The sequence below is a fragment of the Micromonospora sp. I033 genome (assembly GCF_053890995.1).
The window spans coordinates 1-22,264 of record NZ_JBSSLX010000021.1 but is presented as its reverse complement, the minus strand read 5'-3'; the positions used below and the strand labels follow the sequence as shown (position 1 = coordinate 22,264).

Annotated in this window: 19 protein-coding genes; 2 read left to right on the top strand and 17 right to left on the bottom strand. The window is 73.6% G+C overall.

Annotation, left to right across the window (positions count from 1 at the left end):
* Positions 1-5: 5 nt before the first annotated feature.
* The 4 genes from ACW0Q9_RS06215 to ACW0Q9_RS06200 all read right to left on the bottom strand — a co-directional run bounded on the left by ACW0Q9_RS06215 (position 6) and on the right by ACW0Q9_RS06200 (position 4,714).
* On the bottom strand, positions 6-767 hold the full coding sequence (locus tag ACW0Q9_RS06215) for a LytR/AlgR family response regulator transcription factor (protein WP_456178969.1): 762 nt from the start codon (positions 765-767) through the stop codon (positions 6-8).
* Positions 764-1,987 carry a sensor histidine kinase gene (locus tag ACW0Q9_RS06210; RefSeq protein WP_456178968.1) on the bottom strand — a complete coding sequence of 408 codons (1,224 nt, stop codon included), beginning with the start codon at positions 1,985-1,987 and terminating at the stop codon, positions 764-766. Before ACW0Q9_RS06210 ends, ACW0Q9_RS06215 begins: the two co-directional genes overlap by 4 nt.
* Before the next feature lie 33 nt (positions 1,988-2,020).
* Positions 2,021-3,529, bottom strand: a complete 1,509-nt coding sequence (locus tag ACW0Q9_RS06205; protein WP_456178967.1) for a sugar transferase — start codon at positions 3,527-3,529, stop codon at positions 2,021-2,023.
* A gap of 324 nt (positions 3,530-3,853) precedes the next feature.
* Positions 3,854-4,714, bottom strand: a complete 861-nt coding sequence (locus tag ACW0Q9_RS06200) for an Fpg/Nei family DNA glycosylase (protein ID WP_456178966.1) — start codon at positions 4,712-4,714, stop codon at positions 3,854-3,856.
* Positions 4,715-4,794: 80 nt separating this feature from the next.
* On the opposite strand from ACW0Q9_RS06200, the gene ACW0Q9_RS06195 reads away from it, so the two are divergent.
* Complete coding sequence (locus ACW0Q9_RS06195; RefSeq protein WP_456178965.1) at positions 4,795-6,072, top strand: glycosyltransferase family 4 protein; 1,278 nt, start codon at positions 4,795-4,797, stop codon at positions 6,070-6,072.
* Between the two features lie 71 nt (positions 6,073-6,143).
* Here the strand turns inward: ACW0Q9_RS06195 and ACW0Q9_RS06190 are convergent, their stop codons facing one another.
* The 5 genes from ACW0Q9_RS06190 to ACW0Q9_RS06170 form a co-directional block, all read right to left on the bottom strand.
* Positions 6,144-6,869 (bottom strand): CDP-alcohol phosphatidyltransferase family protein, encoded by a 726-nt coding sequence (locus ACW0Q9_RS06190; protein WP_456178964.1) that lies wholly within the window; start codon positions 6,867-6,869, stop codon positions 6,144-6,146.
* Positions 6,844-7,911, bottom strand: coding sequence for an iron-containing alcohol dehydrogenase family protein (locus ACW0Q9_RS06185; RefSeq protein ID WP_456178963.1), 1,068 nt, complete (start codon positions 7,909-7,911; stop codon positions 6,844-6,846). Before ACW0Q9_RS06185 ends, ACW0Q9_RS06190 begins: the two co-directional genes overlap by 26 nt.
* A complete protein-coding gene (locus ACW0Q9_RS06180) occupies positions 7,899-8,630 on the bottom strand; it encodes a phosphocholine cytidylyltransferase family protein (protein ID WP_456178962.1) in 732 nt (243 codons plus the stop codon). The genes ACW0Q9_RS06185 and ACW0Q9_RS06180 overlap by 13 nt, the downstream gene beginning before the upstream one ends.
* A 71-nt stretch (positions 8,631-8,701) precedes the next feature.
* Positions 8,702-9,499 carry a hypothetical protein gene (locus tag ACW0Q9_RS06175; RefSeq protein ID WP_456178961.1) on the bottom strand — a complete coding sequence of 266 codons (798 nt, stop codon included), beginning with the start codon at positions 9,497-9,499 and terminating at the stop codon, positions 8,702-8,704.
* Positions 9,496-9,945 carry an NUDIX hydrolase gene (locus tag ACW0Q9_RS06170; RefSeq protein WP_456178960.1) on the bottom strand — a complete coding sequence of 150 codons (450 nt, stop codon included), beginning with the start codon at positions 9,943-9,945 and terminating at the stop codon, positions 9,496-9,498. The genes ACW0Q9_RS06175 and ACW0Q9_RS06170 overlap by 4 nt, the downstream gene beginning before the upstream one ends.
* A 114-nt stretch (positions 9,946-10,059) precedes the next feature.
* Between ACW0Q9_RS06170 and ACW0Q9_RS06165 the strand changes: the two genes are divergently transcribed.
* A complete protein-coding gene (locus ACW0Q9_RS06165) occupies positions 10,060-10,452 on the top strand; it encodes a CBS domain-containing protein (protein ID WP_456178959.1) in 393 nt (130 codons plus the stop codon).
* Positions 10,453-10,518: 66 nt separating this feature from the next.
* Here ACW0Q9_RS06165 and ACW0Q9_RS06160 read toward each other — a convergent pair whose 3' ends face one another.
* The 8 genes from ACW0Q9_RS06160 to ACW0Q9_RS06125 all read right to left on the bottom strand — a co-directional run bounded on the left by ACW0Q9_RS06160 (position 10,519) and on the right by ACW0Q9_RS06125 (position 22,093).
* A complete protein-coding gene (locus ACW0Q9_RS06160; RefSeq protein ID WP_456178958.1) occupies positions 10,519-13,593 on the bottom strand; it encodes a malectin domain-containing carbohydrate-binding protein in 3,075 nt (1,024 codons plus the stop codon).
* A gap of 187 nt (positions 13,594-13,780) precedes the next feature.
* Positions 13,781-14,830, bottom strand: coding sequence for a glycoside hydrolase family 26 protein (locus ACW0Q9_RS06155; RefSeq protein WP_456178957.1), 1,050 nt, complete (start codon positions 14,828-14,830; stop codon positions 13,781-13,783).
* 147 nt (positions 14,831-14,977) lie between these two features.
* A complete protein-coding gene (locus ACW0Q9_RS06150) occupies positions 14,978-15,910 on the bottom strand; it encodes a sulfotransferase family protein (protein ID WP_456178956.1) in 933 nt (310 codons plus the stop codon).
* Positions 15,911-15,938: 28 nt separating this feature from the next.
* Positions 15,939-17,555, bottom strand: a complete 1,617-nt coding sequence (locus tag ACW0Q9_RS06145) for an oligosaccharide flippase family protein (protein ID WP_456178955.1) — start codon at positions 17,553-17,555, stop codon at positions 15,939-15,941.
* Positions 17,525-18,388 carry a sulfotransferase family protein gene (locus ACW0Q9_RS06140; RefSeq protein WP_456178954.1) on the bottom strand — a complete coding sequence of 288 codons (864 nt, stop codon included), beginning with the start codon at positions 18,386-18,388 and terminating at the stop codon, positions 17,525-17,527. The genes ACW0Q9_RS06145 and ACW0Q9_RS06140 overlap by 31 nt, the downstream gene beginning before the upstream one ends.
* A 17-nt stretch (positions 18,389-18,405) precedes the next feature.
* Positions 18,406-19,611: a hypothetical protein gene (locus ACW0Q9_RS06135; protein WP_456178953.1), complete on the bottom strand. Its 1,206-nt coding sequence runs from the start codon at positions 19,609-19,611 to the stop codon at positions 18,406-18,408.
* Complete coding sequence (locus ACW0Q9_RS06130) at positions 19,611-20,981, bottom strand: O-antigen ligase family protein (RefSeq protein WP_456178952.1); 1,371 nt, start codon at positions 20,979-20,981, stop codon at positions 19,611-19,613. The genes ACW0Q9_RS06135 and ACW0Q9_RS06130 overlap by 1 nt, the downstream gene beginning before the upstream one ends.
* The gene (locus tag ACW0Q9_RS06125; RefSeq protein WP_456178951.1) at positions 20,954-22,093 is read right to left on the bottom strand and encodes a DUF3048 domain-containing protein; all 1,140 of its coding nucleotides are present in this window, start codon (positions 22,091-22,093) and stop codon (positions 20,954-20,956) included. Before ACW0Q9_RS06125 ends, ACW0Q9_RS06130 begins: the two co-directional genes overlap by 28 nt.
* Between the last annotated feature and the right edge of the window lie 171 nt (positions 22,094-22,264).

The window sequence follows — 22,264 nt, the reverse complement described above, 5'->3', positions numbered from 1 at the left end:
TCGAATCAGCGGTTCCAGTCCTGCTTGGCCGCGCGGACCAGCTTGTCCTTCAGCTCCCGGGTGTGCCGGCGGCTCACCGGCAGCTCGGTGCCGTCGATCACCACCACGTAGCCGGAGTTGACCAGCCGCAGCTCGGCGATCAGCTTGAGCTGCACCAGGTAGGACCGGTGGATCCGCACGAACCCCGCGTCCGCCCAGCGCTCGGCGAGGGTGGCCAGCGAGACCCGGACCAGGTGCGAGCCGTCCGCGGTGTGCAGCCGGGCGTAGTCGCCCTGCGCCTCCACCCAGCGCACCGCCGAGCGGGGCAGCATCCGGGTGGTGCCGGCCAGCTCGATCGGGATGGTCGGGTCCTCCTCGGCCCGGGCCAGCGCGGCCGGGTGCGAGGGGACCACCCGCGAGCCGATCACCCGGCGCAGCGACTCGGCCAGCCGCTCGGCGCGGACCGGCTTGCGCACGTAGTCCGTCGCCCCCAGGTCGAAGGCGTCCACCGCACCGTCGTCGTACGCGGTGACGAAGACGATCGCCGGCGGCCGGGCGAACCGGCGCAGCACCCGGGCCAGCTCCATGCCGTCCAGCCCCGGCATCCGGATGTCGAGGAAGACCACGTCCACGTCGCCGTCGCGGAGCACCCGCAGCGCCTCGGTCGCGTCGCCGGCCGTGTGCAGCCGGGCCACCCGGGGGTCGGCCCGCAGGTGGTAGGCCAGCTCGTCCAGCGCCGGCGGCTCGTCGTCGACCGCCAGCACGCGGAGGAAACCCGTGGCGCTCATGAGGTCGCCCGGACCCCGGGGTGGAACTTCGGCACCCGCATGCTGACCTTCGTACCCGAGCCCAGGCCGGTCTCGACGACCAGGCCGAACCGGTCCCCGAAGGCCGACCGGAGCCGCTCGTCGACGTTCGAGAGGCCGACATGCTGGCCCGGGTCGTCGGCCGGGTCGCTCCCGGCGCCGGAGAGCTCGGCGATGCCGGCGGTCAGCGTCGTCGGATCCATCCCCACCCCGTCGTCCTCCACCGTGATGTGGCACTCGGCGCCCGCGTCCCGGGCCTCGATGCTCACCATGCCGGTGCCCGGCTTGCGGGACAACCCGTGCCGGACGGCGTTCTCCACCAGCGGCTGGAGGCAGAGGAACGGCAGGGTCACCGGCAGCACCTCCGGGGCGATCTGGAGGCGCACCTGGAGCCGCTCGCCGAAGCGGGCCCGCTCGATGGTCAGGTAGCGGTCGATCGAGCGCAGCTCCTCGGCGAGCGTGGTGAACTCGCCGTGCGCCCGGAACGAGTAGCGGGTGAACTCGGCGAACTCCAGGATCAGCTCGCGGGCCCGCTCCGGGTCGGTCCGGACGAACGAACCGATCGCGGTCAGCGCGTTGTAGATGAAGTGCGGGCTGATCTGGGCGCGCAGCGCGCGTACCTCGGCCCGGGCCAGGCGTTCCCGGGAGGAGTCCAGCTCGGCCAGCGCGAGCTGGTCGCCGGCCCAGTGGGCGGTCTCCAGGGTGGCCTGCACCAGACCCGGGGCCGGCGGCGCGTCGGCCACCGCCACCAGCGCACCGACCACCCGGCCGTCGGCGCTCAGCGGGGCCACCACCGCGCCCCGGACCGGGCAGTCCACCAGGTCGCAGTGCAGCTCCGACTCGCGCAGCACGGTCGAGCGCCCGGCGCCGACCGCCTTCCGGGCCGCCGCGAGCACCTGGTCGCCGTGGTGCGCGCCGTGCCCGTCGAGGGCGAGCAGGGCGTCCCGGTCCGTCAGGGCCAGCCCGGCCGCGCCCACCAGGGCCCGCAGATGGCGTACGGCCTTCGCCGCGCCCGCCGCGCTCAGGCCGCCCCGGAGCGGCTCGGCGGCCAGCCCGGCGGTGTGCAGCACCTCGTACGTGGCCCGCTGGGTGGCCGTCGCGATGCCCCGCCGGGCGCGCAGCCGCAGCACCGCCCAGAGCGCCGCGGCCAGCGCGGTCACCAGGGAGACGACGCCGAACACGGTCGAGAGGTTGCCACTCACGCCCGCGATCCTGACGCGCGGCGGCCCGGAGCGCTAGTACGCGCCCTTGCGGGCCAGCACCACCCCGACGGTCCGCCACAGGATGCTCAGGTCGTACGTCAGCGACCAGTTGTCGACGTAGTAGAGGTCGAGCCGGACCGCCTCGTCCCAGGAGAGGTCGGAGCGGCCGGAGACCTGCCAGAGCCCGGTCATGCCCGGGCGCACCAGCAGCCGGCGCCGGACGTCACCGAGGAAGTCACCGTCGTCGGCGGGGAGCGGGCGCGGGCCGACCAGCGACATCTCGCCCCAGAGCACGTTGATCAGCTGGGGCAGCTCGTCCAGCGAGGAGGCGCGCAGGAAGCGGCCCACCGGGAAGACCCGCGGGTCCTGCTTCATCTTGAACAGCATGCCGTCGGTCTCGTTCTGGTCGACCAGGCCGGCCAGCCGCTCCTCGGCGTCGACGTACATGGTGCGGAACTTCCAGACCCGGAAGGTCCGCCCCTCGTGCCCGACCCGGGGCTGCCGGAAGAAGACCGGCCCGGGGTCGGAGATCCGGATGGCGATCGCGATGGCCACGAAGAGCGGGGCCAGCAGCAGCAGCCCCAGGCCGGCGGCGACCCGGTCCATCAGGTTCTTGGCCAGCAGCGCCGGCCCGGACAGGGTCGGCTCCTCGACGTGCAGCAGCGGCAGGCCCTCGATCGGGCGGATGTGCACCCGCGGGCCGGCGATGTCGGTGAGCTGGGGCGCGACCACCAGGTCGACGCCGGAGCCCTCCAGCTGCCAGGCCATCCGGCGCAGCTCGCCCGGCTCGGCGCTGGCCGAGCCGCAGACCGCGATGGTGTCGCCACCGACCTCCCGGACCAGGGCGAGCACGTCCCGGCCGGCGTAGACCGGCACCGGGGTCTCGATGCCGCGGGCGGCGGCGTAGCCGTCGGTGAGGTGGATGGCCACCGGGACCAGGCCGGCGCCCAGGTTGCGGGTGACCGCGGTGTAGACCTCCAGGCACTCCGGCAGGGTGCCCACCAGCACCATCCGGTGCCCCGCCTGGCCCGCCCGACGGCGGAGCGCGTGCAGCGCGGCCCGGGCGATCATCCGGCCGAGCAGGATCAGCAGCATCGCCCCGAGCAGCGCGAAGCCGACCGTCCACCGGGAGAGGGAGTAGGTCTTCGTGGCGAAGGCGATGAAGGAGACGGCGGCGGCGACCGCCACGCCGGCCCGGATCACCCGCTTGAACTCGTCCGGCCCGAGGCCCAGGTGGCGGCGGTCGTAGGCCCGGTTGCCCCACAGGAAGAGCAGCCAGCCGAGCGGCAGCAGCACGAAGGCGACGGTGTAGAACCACGACTGGGGGGCGTCCTTGAAGCCGGAGGCCGCCTGTTCGAAGATCTGGATGGCCAGGAAGCTGGCCAGGGCCGCCGCGCCGAAGTCCAGCAGCAGCAGGACCGCGATGTAGGGACGGTGCCAGCGGGACACCCGGCGCCGGGCGCGGGCCCACGCCGACCGGGGTACGCCGTTGTGCGACGGCGGAGTCGGCGGCTGGATCTCGAAGCTGTCGACGTGCCGCACGCTCTTGCTCCGGCCTGTGTTGGTTACCGGGCGCTGGAGGCTTGTCGTCACCTCAATCAGTGTCCTCCCGCATGACACGCGCCCTCACTCGCCGTGAGGGCCCGGGTCGCCCACCGTCCCAGTCTCCCACGCGGGCCCGGCCCGGACCGCCCCCGAAGGAGAAGCCGTCCGATGGTGCTCGTGGGGATCTGGCCGGCTTCGAGTCGGTTGTGAAGCCGGGGACCGAGCCACTATACCGATGGATGGCGGCCCCGGTAGAGGGCCGGAGTGGGACCTTCGGCGATCCCGGGGCCATTCCTCTCCGTAATCGTGGAGTGCGATTACTCACCGTACGAGACGGGACAACCGTCGGTCAGCCAGCGGCTTGCCGCCGGTCTGACAGGTGGGGCAGTACTGGAGGCTCGAATCGGCGAACGAGACCTCCCGCACGAGGTCGCCACAGACCGGGCAGGGCAGCCCCTTCCGGGCGTGCACCTTGAGCCCGGAGCGCTTCTCGCCCTTCAGCTCGGCGGCCCGCTGCCCCATCGAGCGCCGGACCGCGTCCCCGAGCACCGCGCGGGTCGCCGCGTGCAGCTCGGCGAGCTGGTCGTCGGTCAGCCGGTCGGTGATCGCGAACGGGGAGAGCTTCGCCGCGTGCAGGATCTCGTCCGAGTACGCGTTGCCGATCCCGGCCAGCACCGACTGGTCGGTCAGCACCCCCTTGACCTGCCCCCGGCGGCTGCGCAGCCGGGCGCCGAAGGTGGCCAGGTCGGCATCGAGGGCGTCCGGGCCCAGTTTGCCCACGCCGGGCACCAGGGCCGGGTCGGTCACCAGGTAGGCGGCCAGCTTCTTCTGCGTGCCCGCCTCGGTCAGGTCGAAGCCCGAGCCGTCGTCGAGGCGTACCCGCAGGGCGATCGGGCCCTTGCCGGGGCGCAGCGGGGCGGCCGACGGGAACGCCTCCCGGTAGTGCAGCCAGCCCGCCCGGGCCAGGTGGACCACCAGGTGCAGGCCCTCGTCGAACCGGACATCCAGGAACTTGCCGTACCGGCCCGCTCCGGTGACAGTCCGGCCGGCGACCGCGCTCGGCGGCGGGTCGTACGTCTTCAGCGCGCTGATCGCGGCGACCTCGACCCGGTCGACCCGCCGGCCGACCGCCCGCTCGCGCAGGTAGCCGGCGAGCGCTTCCACCTCCGGTAGTTCAGGCACGCCACAACGGTAGCCTTCTTTCCCGTGAGCGCGAGGAATGAGCTTGCGAGTCCCGCAGTCGCGAACGAAAGGCAAGCTCCGTGAGAATCGTGGTGGCGCACAACCGGTACCGGGAAGCACAGCCCTCCGGCGAGAACACCATCGTCGACGCGGAGATCGCCCAGCTCACCGCGGCCGGGGTGGAGGTGCTGCCGTTCCTGCGCAGCTCCGACGAGATCCCCGCCATGTCGAAGCCGGCCAAGGCGCTGCTGCCGATCTCGCCGATCTGGGCCCCGAAGGCCCAGCACGACCTGGACCGCCTGCTCGCCGAGCACCGGCCGGACGTGCTGCACCTGCACAACCCGTACCCGTTGCTCTCGCCCTGGGTGGTGCGGACCGCGCACCGGCGGGGCGTGCCGGTGGTGCAGACGGTGCACAACTACCGCCAGGTCTGCTCCTCCGGGCTCTACTTCCGGGACGGCGTGATCTGCCAGGACTGCCGGGGCCGGGCGCTGGGTGTGCCGGCGATCGTGCACCGCTGCTACCGGGGCTCGCGGGCGCAGAGCGCGCTGATGGCCACCACCCTCGCCGTGCACCGCCCCACCTGGAAGTCGGTGGACCGGTACATCGCGCTCACCACGGCGGTCGCCGACCACCTGCGCGACTACGGCATCCCGGACGAGCGGATCGTGGTCAAGCCCAACGCGGTGCCCGACCCGGGGACCCCGGCGCCGCCCGGGGACGGGTTCCTCTTCATGGGCCGGCTCAGCCCGGAGAAGGGGCTCGACCTGCTGCTGACCGCGTGGCGGCGGCACCCGGTGGGATCGCTGGGCCCGCTGCGCATCGCCGGCGACGGCGAGCTGCGCGCGCTGGCGGAGGCGGCCGCCGCCGAGCGGCCCGACGTGGTCTACCTGGGCCAGCTCGACCGGACCGGGGTACGCGCCGCGCTGGCCGACAGCGCCGTGGTGCTGGCCACCTCCACCTGGCACGACGTGCTGCCCACCGTGATCATCGAGGCGCTGGCCAGCGGCCGGGCGGTGCTCGGCACGGCGCTGGGCGGCATCCCCTACCTGGTCGGCGCGGACGCCCCCCGGGAGCCGGCCGGCACCGGCCCGGCCGAGGTGGCCACCGCGGCGCCCGGCGACGGGCACGTCTCGCTGCCGAGGGGGGTGCAGCGCGGCGAGGCCGGCTGGGTGGTCGCGCCCGATCCCGAGGCGCTGGCCGCCGCCCTCCCGGTGGCCCGGGCCGGCGCGGCGACGCTCGCCCCGGCCGCCCGCACCCGCTACGAGCGCACCTTCCACCCGGACGTGGTGACAAAGCGCCTCATCGACATCTACACCGACCTCTCCTCCACCCGGACCCGCCCCCCGGCGCGTTGATCATGAGGTTGGCTGCGTGGAACACGCTTTCCACCGCCGCCAACCTCATGATCAACGAGGTGAGGGCGGGGTCAGCGGAGGGAGGCGCGGGCGGAGAAGGCGATGCTGGCCAGGAGGAAGCCGCCGTTGACCACGGTGAAGGCGACGATCACCCAGAGGGTCAGCGCGGGTGCGAGGGTCAGGACCAGGCCGGCCAGGAAGATCACGGCGCCGTAGTCCCGGACCAGCTTCGCCAGGCGGACCGGGAGCGAGGTCGAGGTGACCATGCTGGCCGCGTTCGGGCCGGCCTGCATCACCGAGGTGACCAGGTTGACCATCCAGGTGCCGGCGAAGACCGCCACCAGCCAGGTGGGCGTCGACGGGCGCTGCGCCACGGCGGTCGCGCCGAGCGCGGTGACCAGGGCGATCTGGGCGGCCACGTCGCAGAGCACGTCGACCCGGGCGCCGGCCGCGCTGCCCTGCCCGGTCACCCGGGCGAGCTGACCGTCCGCGCAGTCCAGGGCGTACGCGATCTGCCAGCCGACCAGCGCGACCAGCCCGACGGCCCAGGCCGGGACGGACCCCGCCGCGACCTCGTCGGCGAGGGCGACCACGGTGACCGAGGCGGCCAGGCCGAGCACCAGGTTGGTGACGGTCAGCGCGGTCGGTCGCAGCCCCAGCCGCTGGGCCACCAGCGCGAACGCGGCACCGATCCACTGGCTGATCGACTCGCTGAACAGGCCGCCGCCCCGGTTGACCCGGTGGAAGTCGGCGACGGAGGGGCGGAACGGCTCAGCCGAGGTGGTCGCGGAGTGCACCGGCGTAGTCTGCCAGCCGCTCCCGAGTCTCGGTAGGCGACATCGCCAGGTGTTCGAGGATGGTGTAGCGGTCCGGCCGGGTGGCCGGCGCGAACTGCACCGCCTCGACGAACTGCTCGTCGGTCAGGCCCACGTCGGCGGGGAGCCGGGGCAGGCCGTGCCGGGCCAGGCAGGCCGACATCTCGGTGAGCCGGCGCTCGTCGCCGCGCAGGAAGGTGCAGAACAGCGCGCCCAGCCCGGCCAGCTCACCGTGCGAGGCGGTGCCCGGGTAGAGCGCGTCGATCGCGTGCATGATCTCGTGGCAGCCGCCGCTGGCCGGCCGGCTCGTGCCCTCGATCGCCATCGCCAGGCCGCTGGAGATCAACGCCTCGGCCAGCACCGTGACGAAGACCTCGTCGCTCATGTCGCCCGGATGGTTGAGCACCGCCTCCGCGCCCGCCCGGGAGAGCGAGGCGGCCAGTCCGTCGAACGGCTCGCCCCGCACCTCGCGGGCCAGTTCCCAGTCGGCCAGTGCGCTGATGTTGCTCACCACGTCGCCGACGCCGGCGCGGTTGTGCCGCTCCGGGCCGGCCGCCACGAAGTCCAGGTCCACGATCACGGCGATCGGGATGTGCACCCCGTAGGAGCCCTTGATGCCCTCGGTGACCAGGCTGGCCACCGGCGACGCGATGCCGTCGTTGGCCAGTGCGGTCGCCACGGTGACCATGGGCAGGCCGCGGCGGGTGGCGGCGTACTTCGCCACGTCGATGGTCTTGCCGCCGCCGATGCCCACCACCGCGTCGTAGGACCGGCTGCGCAGCTTGGCGCCCAGGTCGTCGGCGGCGTCCAGGGTGCCGCCGGCCACCGTGAACACATCCGCCGACCGCAGCGAGGGGCGGATCAGCTCGGCGATCTGCTCGCCCTGCCCGGGCCCGACCACCACCGCCACGTCGCCCCCGGCGGAGATCCGCCCGTCGGCCAGGATCGCGGCGAGGTCGGCCACCGCACCGCGCCGCACGTCGATGTGGAGCGGGGTGAGGACCGTCCGGGCTAGTAGCGGCACGCGATCTCCCGCGCCCGGGCCAGGTCGGCGTGGTTGTCGACCTCGACCCAGGAGACGTCGCCGATCGGCGCGGCCCGCACCTCGCCGCCCCGGTCGGCGAACTCCTGGTAGCCGTCCTCGTAGTAGAGGTTCGGGTCACGCCGCCAGGTCGCCTCCAGGGCGTCGGCGAGCGCCTCGGCCACCTGCGGCTCGATCAGCGTCGCGCCGATGTACTCCCCGTACGCCTCGCCCGGGTCCATCAGCTTGGTGATCCGGGTGAGCTGGCCGGCGGCGTCGAAGGTGGTCTTCATCTCCTCCTCGGCCAGCGCCTTGATGTTGTCGATGGCCAGCAGGATGCCCGGGCCGCGCTCGGCCAGCAGGGTCTTCTCCACGCTCACCGGGTGCACGGTGTCGCCGTTGACCAGCAGCACGCCCCGGGAGAAGTGCTCGCGGGCCAGCCAGAGCGAGTACGCGTTGTTCCACTCCTCGGCCTTGTCGTTGTGCACGAGGGTGATCGTGACGCCGTACTTCTCCTCCAGCGCGGACTGCCGCTGCCGGACCGCGTCCGCCGCGTAGCCGACCACGATCACGACCTCGGTCAGCCCGACCTCGGCGAGGTTGCGCAGCGCGATGTCGAGGATGGTGGTCTCCCCGTCGACCGGCACCAGGGCCTTGGGCAGGGTGTCGGTGTACGGGCGCAGTCGCCGCCCCGCACCGGCCGCGAGCACCATCCCGATCATGCCGGCACCATCCTCTTCTCGACTCCGGTCCACTCGGTGGAGGATAGCCGCGGGCCCCGGCCGGCCGTGGTTCAGCCCGGCAGGGCGGCCAGGTCGGCGAGCAGCTCCAGCCGTTCCTCGGCGGCGAGCACCGCCCACGGGCCGGCCGCCCGGCGGTCGGTCTCCTGCTCGATCGCCAGCCGTTCCGGCCCCTCGGTCAGCTCGGCGACGCTCGCCGCGGTGTGCGCCGCCGCGGTCCACGCCGCCGCGTGCGCGTCCGCGCGGTGGTAGCGCAGGGTGCCCAGGCGGTTGAGCAGCAGCACGCCGGGCGGGGTGCCGTCCGGCTCGTGCGGCGGGGCCATGGTCGCGAAGGCGCCGGCCCCGGCAGATCCGACCGCGTGCGCCAGCACCCGGCCCAGCGCCCGGACCAGCCGCTCCACCCGCTCGTCGTGCCCCGCCCACAGTTCCTCGGTCACCTCGGCGTGCACGCCGAACAGCTCGGCCAGGAAGGCGAGCCCCCGCTCGGTGGCGCAGAAGCCGCCGTCCGGGAAGCGCTGGATCATCCCGTACGCGACCTGCTTGTCCAGCGCCCGCTGGCAGGCGGCCGGATCCCGGTAGCGGGTCACCGCCGCGAAGCCCGGAGCGTCCACCGTGCCGCCCGGTACGGCCAGCCGGGTGCGGAACTCCACCAGGAAGCCGGTGGCGGCCGGCCCGCCGTACCGGGAACTCAGCTCCGCGCCGCCGCCGTCGCGGCCGGCCAGCATGCCGGCGACGAAGGCCCGGTCGACCGCCGGGGCGACCAGCCCCGCGAACCGGTGCGCCGGCAGCTCGACGCGGTCGGCGGCCGGGTGCGTCGGGGCCGCGGCGCGACCGGCAGCCGTCGCCGTCACAGCCCGATCGAACGGAGGGCGGCGAAGGCGTTCTCGGCGATCCGCCGGATCAGCCCGTCGTTGACGTCGCGGTGCTCGTCGAGCAGGTCGACGTCCTGCTCCGCCAGCCAGCGGAACTCGGTGTGCTTGCCCGCCTCCAGCCGGGGCCGGCTCAGGTCGCCGTCCACCCGGACCAGGAAGTCGGTCTCCACCCGGGCCAGCCCGTCGTCGCCGGTGTACCGGTACTCGCCGACCTGGCCGAGCACGTGCGAGACGCTCCACCCGGTCTCCTCGGTGACCTCCCGGCGCAGCGCGTCCTGCACCTCCTCGCCCGGTTCGAGGTGGCCGCCGACGATGTCCCAGCAGTTGGGGAAGAGGCGCCGCTCGGGGGACCGGCGCTGGATGAAGATGCGGCCGTCGTCGTCCACGATCAGCGCGCCGGCGCAGCGGAGGGGCTCGGTGGGCACCTCACGACAGTAGCGATCCCGCGCCGCTCGTGGCGATGCCCGGTCTTGTCCCGTTCCGCATCAGTGGCCCACCATGTCCGTACCGAGGCCACCGTCCCACAGGGGTGATGCGTGATGCAGGTACGGGAAGCGATGTCCAGCGAGGTTCTCGTGGTCGGCCCGGAGCACACGCTCCGCCAGGCGGCCCGGATGATGTCGGCCCGACGGATCGGGTCGGCGGTCGTGATCGACCCGGACTCCGAAGGGGTCGGGATCATGACCGAACGCGACGTGCTCAACGCGATCGGGGCCGGGCTCGACCCCGACGTCGAACGCACCGGAGCGCACCTGACCTGGGACGTGGTCTACGCGGGCCCGGACTGGACGGTGGAGGAGGCGGCCGCGGCGATGGCCCGGGGCGGCTTCCGGCACCTGGTGGTGCTCGACGGCCGGGAGGTGGCCGGGGTGATCTCGGTACGCGACCTGATGCGGGTCTGGGCCCGGGAGCACACGGCGCCCGCGGTCTGAACCGACGACGAAAAGGGCGATGGCCCGGCCGATACCGGCCGGGCCATCGTCGTTCGGTACCTCAGGTCACGGGCCGACGAAGACGGTGGTGGCCCGCCAGTCCACGTTGTCCACGGTCGGTCCGCTGACCAGCGTGGCGGTCTTGGCCGGCGCGCCCCCCGCCCAGTCACGGGCGTAGAGGTGGCCGTGGTTGCGGGCCACGGTGTAGAGCTTGCCGTCGCTGAGGAACATGCCACCCACGCCGCCGTAGCCGGTGGTGTCGGCGACGGTGTTCCGCTCGGCGCCGACGGTGCCGGTGTCGGGCGAGAACCCACGCCAGAACAACGCCTCCTGGCCGGCCAGCGTGTAGTAGACGCGGCCGGCGGTGTAGAACATGCCGGTCACGTTCGGCAGTTCGGCGGAGAAGTTGACCGTCATGCCCGCGTAGGTCTGCCCCTCCGGCGCGGAGCCGGTGACGACCAGGTCCCACTTGGGGTCGTGGTACGGGTCCAGCTTCTTCGGGGTGCCGAAGGTCGTGCCGTCGAACGAGCGCTTGTAGAGGTCGCCGTTGACGCCGTAGAACAGGTCACCACCGACCCAGAAGGCACCCTTCACCGTCGACCACCGGGTGTTGTCCGGGTTGGCCACCGAGCTCGCGTTGCCCACCGCGCTCGCGCCGTCGTACGACCGCTTGGTGATGCTGTCCACCGTGGTGGCCGGCGGCACCGGCGGGAGCTTGACGATCTCGATGCCCTGGACCAGCGGGTTCTCCAGCACCCGACCGAAGTCGATGTCGACGTTGCCGTCGCTGGTGACCGCGAAGGCCCGCATGGTGCCCTTGTTGGTGGCGCCGATCGAGGCGATCGGGTCGAAGTCGTTCAGCTTGAGCACGCCGTCGATGCTCACGTCGAACGTGCGCTTGCCGGCGGTGGCGGTGCCGGCGTACCGATTGGCCAGGTAGAGCCGGACCTGGACCGGGGTGCCCGCCGGGACCGGGAAGTCCCACTGCATGTCCGGCGTGGTCGACTGGTCCCAGCGCTCGCTGTTGAACAGCGCGACCGGGGTGCCGGACGGCACGGTGGCGTCGACCGTCGCGTCGGTGGTGTAGGTCGAGACGCTGCTGCCGGTGTTGTGGTAGGCGCTCGGCGCCGCCAGGCTGTCGGTGGCCCAGGCCGGGCCGCTCGGAGCGGCCAGCTGGTCGCCACCGGCGTTGACCCGGTAGAGGACGTCCGCCGCGTCCGGCGTCGGGGCGGTCTTCACGATCTCGATGCCCTGGACGAGCGGGTTCTCCACCACCCGGCCGAAGTCGATGTCGACCACGCCGTCACTGACCACGGAGAAGGACCGCATGGTGCCGCGGTCCGTGCCGCCGGCGGCGGCCACCGGGTCGAAGTCGTTCAGCTTGAGCACGCCGTCGATGCTGACGTCGAACTTGCGCTTACCGACGGTGCCGGTGCCGGGGTACCGGTTGGCCAGGTAGAGCCGCACGTCGATCCGGGTGCCCGCCGCGACCGGGATGTCCCACTGCATGTCCGGGGTGGTCGACTGGTCCCAGCGCTCGCTGTTGAACAGCGTCGCCGGGGTGCTCGCCGGCACCGTGGCGTCGAACGTCGCGTTCGTGGTGTACGTCGAGACGCTGTTGCCGCTGTTGTGGTAGGGGCTCGGCGCGGTGGCGCTGTCGCCGGCCCACTCCGGGCCGCCGTCGGTCGCCGGGATGGCCGGACCACCGGCGTTGACCCGGTAGAGGACCTCGCTCTGCGCCGCGCGGCCGGCCTGGTAGACGTCGCCGGGCAGGCTCTTCGTGCTGGTCGAGTGCGGAGCGGCGCCGCCGGTCAGCGGGAAGAAGGCGAGCCGCTTCCGCTGGTATTCGAAGTCGCCGATGTACTCCTGGTCGCTGCCCAGCCAGAGGCCCTCCGGGGTCACCATCATCTCGGTGACGCCGTAGCCGCGCGGGTGCCGGCCCGGGTTCCAGGACAGCGGCAGGCCGCTGGCCGGGTCGAGGGCCGCGATGCTGGCCCGCGGCACCGCGCCGGGGCCCGCCTTGTCGCGGGCGAGCGGGTTGTTCGACCAGCGGAAGTGACCGCCGACGTAGACGGCCTCCTCGCTGATGCCGGTGGAGAGGAAGGTGTCGCCGCCGCTGAAGTTGGTCCAGGTCGGCTCCTGGCCGTCGCCGCTCGCGGCGGTCTCCCAGCGGGCCGCCGAGTCGCAGAGCGTCCCCGGGTACGACGCGCCGGTGGTCACCACGACGAAGTACTTGCCGCTCGGGGCGAACTGCACGTCGCGCACCCACGAGTCGAACGCGGTGTACTTGCAGGCCCCCGAGTAGCCGTCGGTGTTCCAGTCGGCGACGGTCGCCGCGGTGTCGCCCAGGTTGATCCGGACGATCTGGTCGTGGACGACGTCGTTGGCCTTCTTGAAGTTGCCGATGACCACGAGGTGCTTGCCGTCCGGCGACACGGCCAGCTTCTCCACGCCGACGCCGGCCGAGGCCCCGCCGTTGGTGCTGGTCCAGTTGTGGTGCTCGGTCAGCGCCACGGTCAGGTAGTCGGTCACCGCGCCGGTGGTCGGGTTCAGCGAGGCCAGCCCGTTGCGGGGAGTCGTCGCGGTCACTGTGGAGAAGATGCCGCCCACCAGGAGCCGCCCGTCGACCAGGGCGATGTCGTTCACCGTGCCGTTGAACGCCGGGCCCTTGAAGCCGGCGACCGGCGTGCCGTCCGCCACGTTGAGCAGGGCGAGCTTCCGGAAGTTGGTGCCGTTCACCTGGTTGAAGGTGCCGGCCAGGTAGACGGTGCCCGGCGTCGGCCCGGCGATGATCGCCGTCACCTCGCCGTCGAGGACCGGGGCGAAGGCCTCGTCGAGCTTGCCGGTCGCCTTGTCGAAGGCGAGCACGCCCTTCCGGGTGACCTCGGTGGTCGCCGAGCCGCGGTTCTGCGCCTTGGTGAACGAGCCACCCACGATCACCTTGGTGCCGGCGTCGTAGATGGCCACGACGTTGCCGTCGTTGATGTTCGGCGTCTTGTCCGTCGGCACCTCGCTGACCAGCGTGGTGTGGTCCGGGGCGGGCGCGGCGAGCGCGGGCACGGGGGTGAAGAGGGTGGCGATGCCGAGCACGGCGGCGCCGAGGGCGGACACCGAGCGGTGTCTCAGGATCGAGGAAGCCACAGGCTACTCCGGGGGAAACGTCGGAGGCGCTGCGGTCATGACCGGTGCCGGCACGAGGTGGGGCGCCGCACGGCCGACCGCAGACGTGAGAGCCATACCTTCTCGCATCCGCCCGCCGCCCGTCCACCCGGGATCGGCCTTTTTGACCGAGCAAACGCCCCAGCTCACACGAAAAGACGAGGGAAGATCATCGACCCGGTACGGAGGGTGGCGCCGAGGAGACGCTGAGGTCCGGCAGCGGGGGGTTGAAGTACGGGTCGGTGGCCATCTCGCGGAACACCGCCTCGCTCTCCGGGTCGTTGCCGAACGTGCTGTCGTACAGGGGTTTGGTGGTCTGCCGGGCGGCGAAGTAGACGGCCGCCTTGATCTGCGGGTGCTTCTTCAGGTACGGCCCGACCTCGCGCATCCAGTCGGCCCGCTGGCCGGGCCGGCCGTCCTGGGTGAGCCCGAACTCGCCGATCACCACCGGCCGCGGGTGCTTCTGCGCGAAGGCCATGAAGTGGTCCATCCGGTCGGTGAAGCTGTTCCACTCCGGGCCGGGGTAGACGTCGGCGCAGAGCCAGTCGACCTGGTCGTCGCCGGGGTAGTAGGCGGCGGCGTCCCGGTCGGGCTCGGCGAAGCCGTCCGCGTGCGGGCACCACACCCAGGCCGCGTTGGTGACGCCGACCTCGGTGAAGATGGCCCGGACGTGCTTCCAGGCGGCGACGTAGTCCTCCGGCGAGTGCATGCTCGCGGCCAGGTTCGGCCGGTCCATCTCCCACCGGTAGCGCAGCAGCACCGGCACCCCGAACTCCTTGACGTCCGCGGCCCGCTGCCGGATGAGCGAGTCGTAGACGCCGCTGACCGTCGACCGGGTGTCGGTGCCCTGCCAGGAGATCATCTGGAGCTTCCCCTGGGCCTGGAAGGCCCGCTCCGTCGCGCCCGGGAAGGCCTCGTTCCACTCGTGGAACATGTGCGCGATGGTCAGCTCGCCGCCGGCCGCGCGATTGAACTCGTCGAACGCGGCCGCCCGCCCGGTGGCGTTGTGGAACTGCGGCTTCACCCAGGCGCCCACCCAGGCGCCCTTCTCCGGCAGTTCCGGCCCGCGCCCGGTGGTCCGGACCGGGGCGGTCCGGGGCGTCACCGTGGGCGGGGGCGGCGCCGCCGCCGTCGCCCCGCCTCCCGGCCGGTCGGTCGAGCCGAAGTCACAGGCCGCCACCGTCGGAACGAGACAGGCCAGGGCGAACACGGCCGCCATCGTCCGTCGTAACCGTCGTACCACCGCAACCTCTCCCCAGGATGGTCGCCGGCCCGACGGTCGTCGGCCCCGGCAGGCCCCTCGTTCAGCGGGGCGGGACGCCGGGACGGGCGGGCGACCCCTGGCACTCTACCGGCGCGACGGCCCTCACGAGGTGTAGCCGAGCTCCCTGAGCAGCGGCCCAGCCTCGGCGAGCACGTCGGCGAGGTCCTGTTCGGCCAGTCGCTGCCGCCACCGGCCGACCGAGTTCGGCCGGGCCTTGGCGAACCGGGCGTGCAGCGCCTGCCGGCCCGCCGGGTCGCCGACCTCCAGGAAGTCGGCGACGACCTCGGCCGCCTCGGCCGGGCGGCTGACGATGTCCTCGTAACGCAGGTGCCGGACCCGCTCGGCCGGCAGGTCGGCGAGCTGGGCCAGCGCACTGCTGGTGAAGCGGCGCCACATCCACGCCGATCGGCCCAGGTCGGAGACCCGGCTGAACTCCTCGCGCCGCTCCGGCTCCACCCAGAACCGGGGCGCGGCGCCCCACGGCGTGCCGCCCCGGCCGCTCCTGCCGGTGCCTGTCGAGGCCGCGTTCAACCACGGCTGCTCGGCGTGCGACACCGCCACGTCCCGGCCGTCCCGGTAGACGTGCAGGAAGACCGCGTCCGGGAAGACCTCGGTCAGGAACGGCACGATGAAGCAGTTCTCCGGGTCCTTCTCGGCGAACCGCAGCCCGCCGTGACCGGAGGCGGCGAGCAGCGCCCCGTAGTAGCCGCGGAAGTAGCGGGCCGCCCGCTGCGGGGTCCAGCTCCCCTCGTACACGCAGCGGGCCACCGCCTTGGTGAGCCGGGGCTCGAAGTGGTAGGAGACCTCCGGCAGCGCGCCCACGCAGCTGCCCAGGAACGTGGTGCCGGAGCGGGGCGCGCCGAGGATGAAGATCGGCCGTTCGACCTTCAGGGTGAGCCTGCGGTTGGCGGCCTCCACCGGCCGCTCCAGCTCCCGGCGTTCCTTCCGGTCCGCGAGCAGGCCGACGGCGGCCAGCTTCGCGGCCTTCACGGTCGACAGGCCGGCGTGCGGGGCGAGGGGCGTGCTGCTGGTCATCGGGGTCCCATCGGTGCGCAGGAACGGGTCAGGACTGGGCGGCCGGGTTCGGGCCGGTGCGGTTCCGGCCCCGCCGCAGCGCGCGCAGGGCGTCGAGGTGCAGGGTGGCCCGCCAGCGCCAGGCGCCGGCCAGGTACGCCGCCGCGCCGCCGGCCGCCACCAGGGCGAGCACCGGCACCGGGGCGTCGAGCAGGCTGGCCGCCCCGAGCGGCAGGCCGAACGCCGCGACGGCCAGCGCCATCGCGGCCCGGGTGCCGGCCCCGAACGGGTGCAGCCGCATCGACCACCAGAGCTGGGCCAGCGGCACCAGGTTGGTGACCAGGATGGAGACGGTCCAGGCCAGGGCCGCGCCGAGGATGCCGTAGCGCGGGATGAGCAGGAGGTTGGCGCCCACGTTGAGCACCGTGCCGGCCATCGCGTTGTAGAAGGTCCAGGCGGTCCGGCCGGCCATGTTCAGGACCATGTCGACCATGCCGCAGCCGGTGGCCACCAGCATGGTCAGCGCGAGCAGCACCACCACGCGGTGACCGCCGCCGTAGCCCGAGCCGAACAGCGCCAGCATCGGCGTGGCGAACGCCGCGAAGACCAGGTAGGCAGGCCAGGAGAGCAGCACCAGCCACCCGGTGGCGGCCTGGTAGAGCTGCCGCGCCTCGGCGCGGTCGTCGCGGGCGAACGCGGCGGCCAGCCGGTGCTGCACCGAGCTGGAGAGCGCGACGCTGGAGAGCTGGCCGAGCGCCAGGAACCGGGTCGCCGCCGTGTAGATCGCCGCGTCGGCCGGCCCGCGCAAGGCGCTGAGCAGCACGATGTCCAGCCGCTGCACCACGATCGCGGCCAGGCTGCTCACCGCGCGCGGGCCGGTGAACCGCCAGAACGGCCCGACCAGCTCGCCCGCGGGCACCGGCCGGGTCACGTGCCGGCCGGCCCGGCCGACCAGCCGGCCCAGCCAGGCCAGCGCGACCACCGCGGCGAGCAGGTAGGGCACCACCCAGGCCAGCGGCAGCGCGACGGTGGCGGAGAGCCCGAGCCAGGCGGCCACCGCCACGGCCAGGAACTGCACCAGGGTGCGGCCGAGCCGTTCCACGGTGAGCAGCGGCCGCATCTGGCCGAAGCCCCGGCAGGCGGCGAGCGCGTAGTCGTTCAGCGCGGCCAGCGGCACGAAGGCCAGCAGGATGCGCAGCGCCGTCACCCCGCCCGGGCCCGCCTCCGGCATGGTGGCCTCGGCCAGCGCCGGCGCGGCCAGCCAGCCGGCCACGCCGAGCAGCGCGCCGACGGCCAGCACCGGCAACAGGCCGGCCAGGATCGTGCCGCGGATCCGGTCCCGCTGGTCGAGGGTCCGGTGCCGGCTGACGAAGTAGACGGTCCCCACGTCGGTGCCGAGCCGGGCCGCCGACGCGGCGATCATGAACGCGCTGGTGGCGGCGAAGAACATGCCGGCCTCGCGGACCGACCAGCCCCGGGCGATGACGATGTTCAGCCCGAAGCCGGCCACCGCCGCCAGGCCCACCCCGACCAGGTTCGCGAAGCCCTGCCGGGCCGCGCCGCCCAGGCCGGCGCCCGCGCCCGGCCCGCCGGGCGGTGCGGTGAGCGTCGGGGTGCCGCCGGCGTCCGCCCGGGTCACCGCCGCCACGACGGCACGCGTCCCCACCAGGTGGCCAGCCGCTCGTCGTACGGGGCGAAGTGGTTCTCCAGCCGGGCCCGCAGCTCGGCCGACATGGGCGAGCGGGACCGCGAGTTGTGCTTGCCGAAGGCGATGTCCGCCCACCGGGGCAGGCCGAGGAAGTCGCAGACCGCGTCGAACGAGGGCCGCGGGTCGGCGAAGAAGTCGTCGCTGTCGATCACGTGCAGCCGCTCCCGGCCGACCAGCGCCTCCAGCCGCTCCACCTGCTCGATGTACCGCCCCCGGGCCAGGTACGCGTTGTGCTGGAGGTGGTGGCTGTCGTACGTCGGGTCGGCGGTCATCCGCTCCCGCTCGCCGGCCGTCCGCTCCTCCTCCAGCGCCAGCGCCCGCTCGAAGTCCGGCTCGGTCTCGTAGCCCCGGGCCAGCTCGTGCGAGTGCGCCGAGTAGGCCCGCTCCACCGGGTCGCGGAGCAGCACCAGCAGCTTCACCGAGGGCAGGTCCTTGGCGATCCGCTGCCCGGCCAGCGGGTGGAACATGTAGTAGGGGCTCGACTCGCCGGTGATCCCGCGTACGCCGACCTGCGCCTTCACCGCCTCCGCCCGGGCCGTGGTGGGGAAGTGCCCGAGGTACCAGTTCATCCCCCGGCGGTAGTCCATGTCGAAGTAGTGCACGCCCTTGTGGTAGGCGGGCGGCAGCACCCCGGGGTGCTGGGAGAGCGTCTTGAACAGCGAGGTGGTGCCGCAGCGCTGCGCCCCCACGATCAGGAATCCCGGCACCATCCGCGACCCGGCGGTCAACCGACCGACCGTCCGGCTCACCGACTTCACCGCGCGGAGCGCCTGTTCCTTGGCCAGCGTCACGTCCCCACTCCTCACTCTCACCCGGCCCGGCGGGCCAGGTGCTCCTCCACGGCGGGCAGCAGCCAGGTGTCGACGTGCCCCAGTCGCGCACCCGCCTCCGCCTGCCGGTCCCGCAGATAGCGTGCCGCCAGCTCCACCAGGTAGAGCACGGCGACCAGGTCGGCGCCCCGACCGTCGGGGTCGAACGGCGCGAGCGTGCGGTCCGCCCCGGCGATCAGCTCCTGTGCGGCCTCGGTCGGCTCCACCCCGTCGTTGCCGATGGCGGTCTGCACCGCGCGGTGCAGCGCGTCGTAGCCGACCGGTACGTCCGCCTCGAACCGCTCCCAGTCCCAGACCAGCACCCGGCCGTCGGCCAGCACCGCGGCGTTGCCGCCGTTCCAGTCGCCGTGCCAGGCGCCGAACGCCACCGTCGGGTCCAGGTCCGCGACCGTCTTGAGCACCGCGCGCAGCCGCCCGGCCTCCGGGCGCGCGCCGAGCGCGTCCACCGCGTCGGCCAGCCGGGCCGCGTGGTCACTCCCCGCCCAGGACCGCCGGCGTACGCCGAGACAGCCGGCGACCGCCACCATGGCCGCCCGCTCGGCCGCCTCGGCGGCGGCCGGGGTGGCCCGGGGCAGCCGCACCGGCAGCGCCTCCTGCACCAGCAGCGCGTGCCCGTGCCAGTCGCCGTGGTGGCGAACCCCGGCCACGGTGACCGGGCCGAGCGGCAGGTCGGCCAGCCGGCGCAGCGCGGCGGCCTCCACGTCGACCAGGGTGCGGGTCAGCGGGTCGACGCCGAGCTTGGCGTAGCCGAGGGCCCGGCCGTCCGGGGCGAGCAGTTGCAGCACCGGCTTGCGGTTCGCCCGGGCCGGCCCGATGTGCAGGCTGACCAGCGCCCGCTCACCCAGCACGTCGGCCAGGTGGGCGTCCAGGCCACCGCCGGTCACCACCAGCCGGTCGCGGAACACCAGCGGCCCCAGGCCGAGCCGGAACGCTGTGGCCAGCCCCTGCCGGACCAGCTTGGCCTTGCGGCCGACCGCCTCGGTGGAGTGCCGGACCGCACTCGACGCCGCCCGGCCGGAGCCGGTGGGCACCAGCAGCCGGGGGCGGGACGCCGAGGGCACCACCACCCAGCCGGCGCCACCCCTGCGCAGGGCGGGTTCGGCCGGCTCGGGCCAGATCAGCCCGGCCAGCTCGGCGAGGTAGGCGGAGCGGCCGTCGCCGTCCGGGGGTACGCGGAACACCATCAGTGGTCACCGGCTGCTTCCAGTCGGGCCCGCAGCCCGGCCACGGTGCCCCGGGGCGGCGCCGGCGCGAGCGCCCGGCGGAGCCGGTCGTTGCGGGCGAGCAGGGCGACCGAGATCAGGCCGTAGGCGAGGGTGGCTTCCAGCGCCCCGTAGGTGAACTGGAAGAAGAGCATGAGGATGAGCACGAGACTGCCGGCGATACCGATCGCGCTGTGGTCGCGGCGGTAGCGCCAGAGGCAGTAGAGGAAGAAGCCGTTGTAGGCGATCGCGCCGACGTAGCCCTGGCCGACCAGCAGCGCCCAGAGCTGGCCGTTGCTGCCCAGCTCCCGGTTGCCGCACTGCTTGCAGTCGTCGGACTTGCCGATGGCGATCGACCGGTTGCTGCCGATCAGGGCCCGGTTGCCGCCGTAGCCGAGGATCGGCGAGTGGTTGGCCGCGGTGACCGCGCCCTCGGAGAGGGTGGTGCGGATGTCGTCGCTGTGCCCGTTCTGCAGTCGCTCGTCGAAGGTGCGGCCCAGTGGTGTGGCGACGATCAGCACCCCGATGAGCCCGACCGCCAGGGCGAGTCCGCCCAGCACCACCATCCGCCCGCGCAGGGCGAGCCGGATCGCCACGTAGACCGCGGAGATGCCGAGGCCGATCCAGAGGCCGCGGTTGAGCGAGTAGATGATCGGGAAGATCGCGGCCAGCGCGATCGCCACGCCGGCCACCCGGCGCAGCGGCTTGCCCAGCACCACCCAGCCGACGATCAGCCAGATCAGCAGGATCGCCGTGTTCTCGCCCCACGAGTTCGTGTAGGTGAACGGCGCGGACGGCCGCGGCGAGCTCGCCTCGCCCTCGAGCACCTGCTGGACCTGGGCGAACTTGACGTCCATGAGCGAGGCGACGAAGGGCTGGCTGGCGATCGAGTGGGGCAGGATGAACCGCAGCGGCGCGACGAAGCCGAGAGTCGGGAAGAGCGAGCCGAGCCAGCCGCCGATGACCACGACCACGCCCATGAACCCGAAGAGCCGGACGACCCGGCGCCGCGACAGCTCCCGCTCGCCCAGGTTGTAGACGTAGAGCATGACCACGGTCATGCTGACGAAGTTGGCCAGCCGGATGGCCCAGCCGATGTACCGGCCGCCGCCACCCGGCGGCAGCGTGTTCGGCGCCGTGAGGCCGAGCATCGCGGCGGAGAGCACCAGCCAGAGCAGCAGGATCAGCCAGATCCCGAAGCCCGGCGGCACCCGGACCGGGCCCCGGCGGACCATCTGCACGACCATCGGCACCGCGAAGATGACGAAGACGAAGCTGGACACCCCGAGCGCCCACCAGAGCGGGTAGAGCACGAAGAGCGCGATCAGCGGCCACGCCGTGGGCAACCGCAACGACCAGCCCTTCGGCCGCGCCACGACCGGCGTGAGCCGGGTCCCGGGGGGCGGCACCGCCGCGCCGACCGGGGCCGACCCGCGCGCCGGGCGGGGCGGGGGGACGGTGCTCCTTTCACGGTGACCTTGGCGGTGGTCGGCGCGTAGATCACCCAGGCGTTGCCGGGCTGCGGGTGCATGAGGTCACCGCCGGTGTCGGCGAGGGTGCAGACCATCCCCAGGCCCGGCTTGCGCCACCGGCCCTTCGCGCTTGCCGGCCCGGAGACCGCGACCACCGCGCCCTCGCCGAAGACGTTCGCGGACGGCAGCGACCGCGGCGACGGGTTCCGGACGTCGAGCGTCCGGTATTCCATGGTCAGCACGATCACCGAGGCGGCGGTCACCGTCGCGGTGCCCGCCTTGCCCACCCAGAGCGACTTCTGCTGGTCGTACCGCCAGACCATGGGCGGGCCGCCGGAGACGCTGACCGACAGTTCGGTGGCCGGGACGAGGTCCCGCCCGGCCAGCGCGGCGCCGTCGGTGGCGTGGTCGAGGGCCGCCGTGGGCGGCTGGCCGCCCTTCGGCGCGGCCTTGAGCAGCGCGGCCGTGGAGGTGTAGCCGTCGTCGATGGCGTCGCCGTCGTCCGGGGTGACCCCGGCCAGCCCGGACTTCTCGAACTGGGTGAGGAAACCGGTCGGGCCGCCGGCGTAGCCGACGAACGGCCGCAGCACGGCGACCGACCGGATGTCGACCGGCCGGATCTCGGTGACCGGCCCGACCTTCGCGGCGTCGCGGGAATGGAACACCGCGGTCAGGTGCAGCGTGTCGGACTCGGCGAACTCGGCGTAGACCAGGTCGGCCGCGTCCAGCCCGGCCGGGGTGGTCGACGGGCCGACCCGCAGCGGCACGGCGACCGCCTGCCGGTTGGCCAGCGGTGCCGCGCTCACCGGCGCACCGGTCAGCGGGCCGGCCGGCAGGCTAGGGGTCGGGCTCGGCGGGGGCGTCGCCGGGGCGCTGCCCGGGTCGACCACGTCGACGCTGCCCGCCTCGGGCTCGGGCTCGCTGCACGCCGTGCCGAGGCCGACCAGGAGCGCCGGGGCGAGGGCGGCGCGGAGCATCTGCCGACGGTTCACCCCAGGTCCTCGCCGGAGTCGAGGGCGTAGTTGCGGCCGTCGCCGTCGCCCCGGGACCGGTAGGTGCCACCGCTGCCGTTGACCGGCAGCGGCTTGCCCGGCGCCGGCGGCGTGACCTTGGCCGACGCCTTGCCCGGAGCGGGCGGGTTCGCCGTGCCGGCGGAGGCGCCC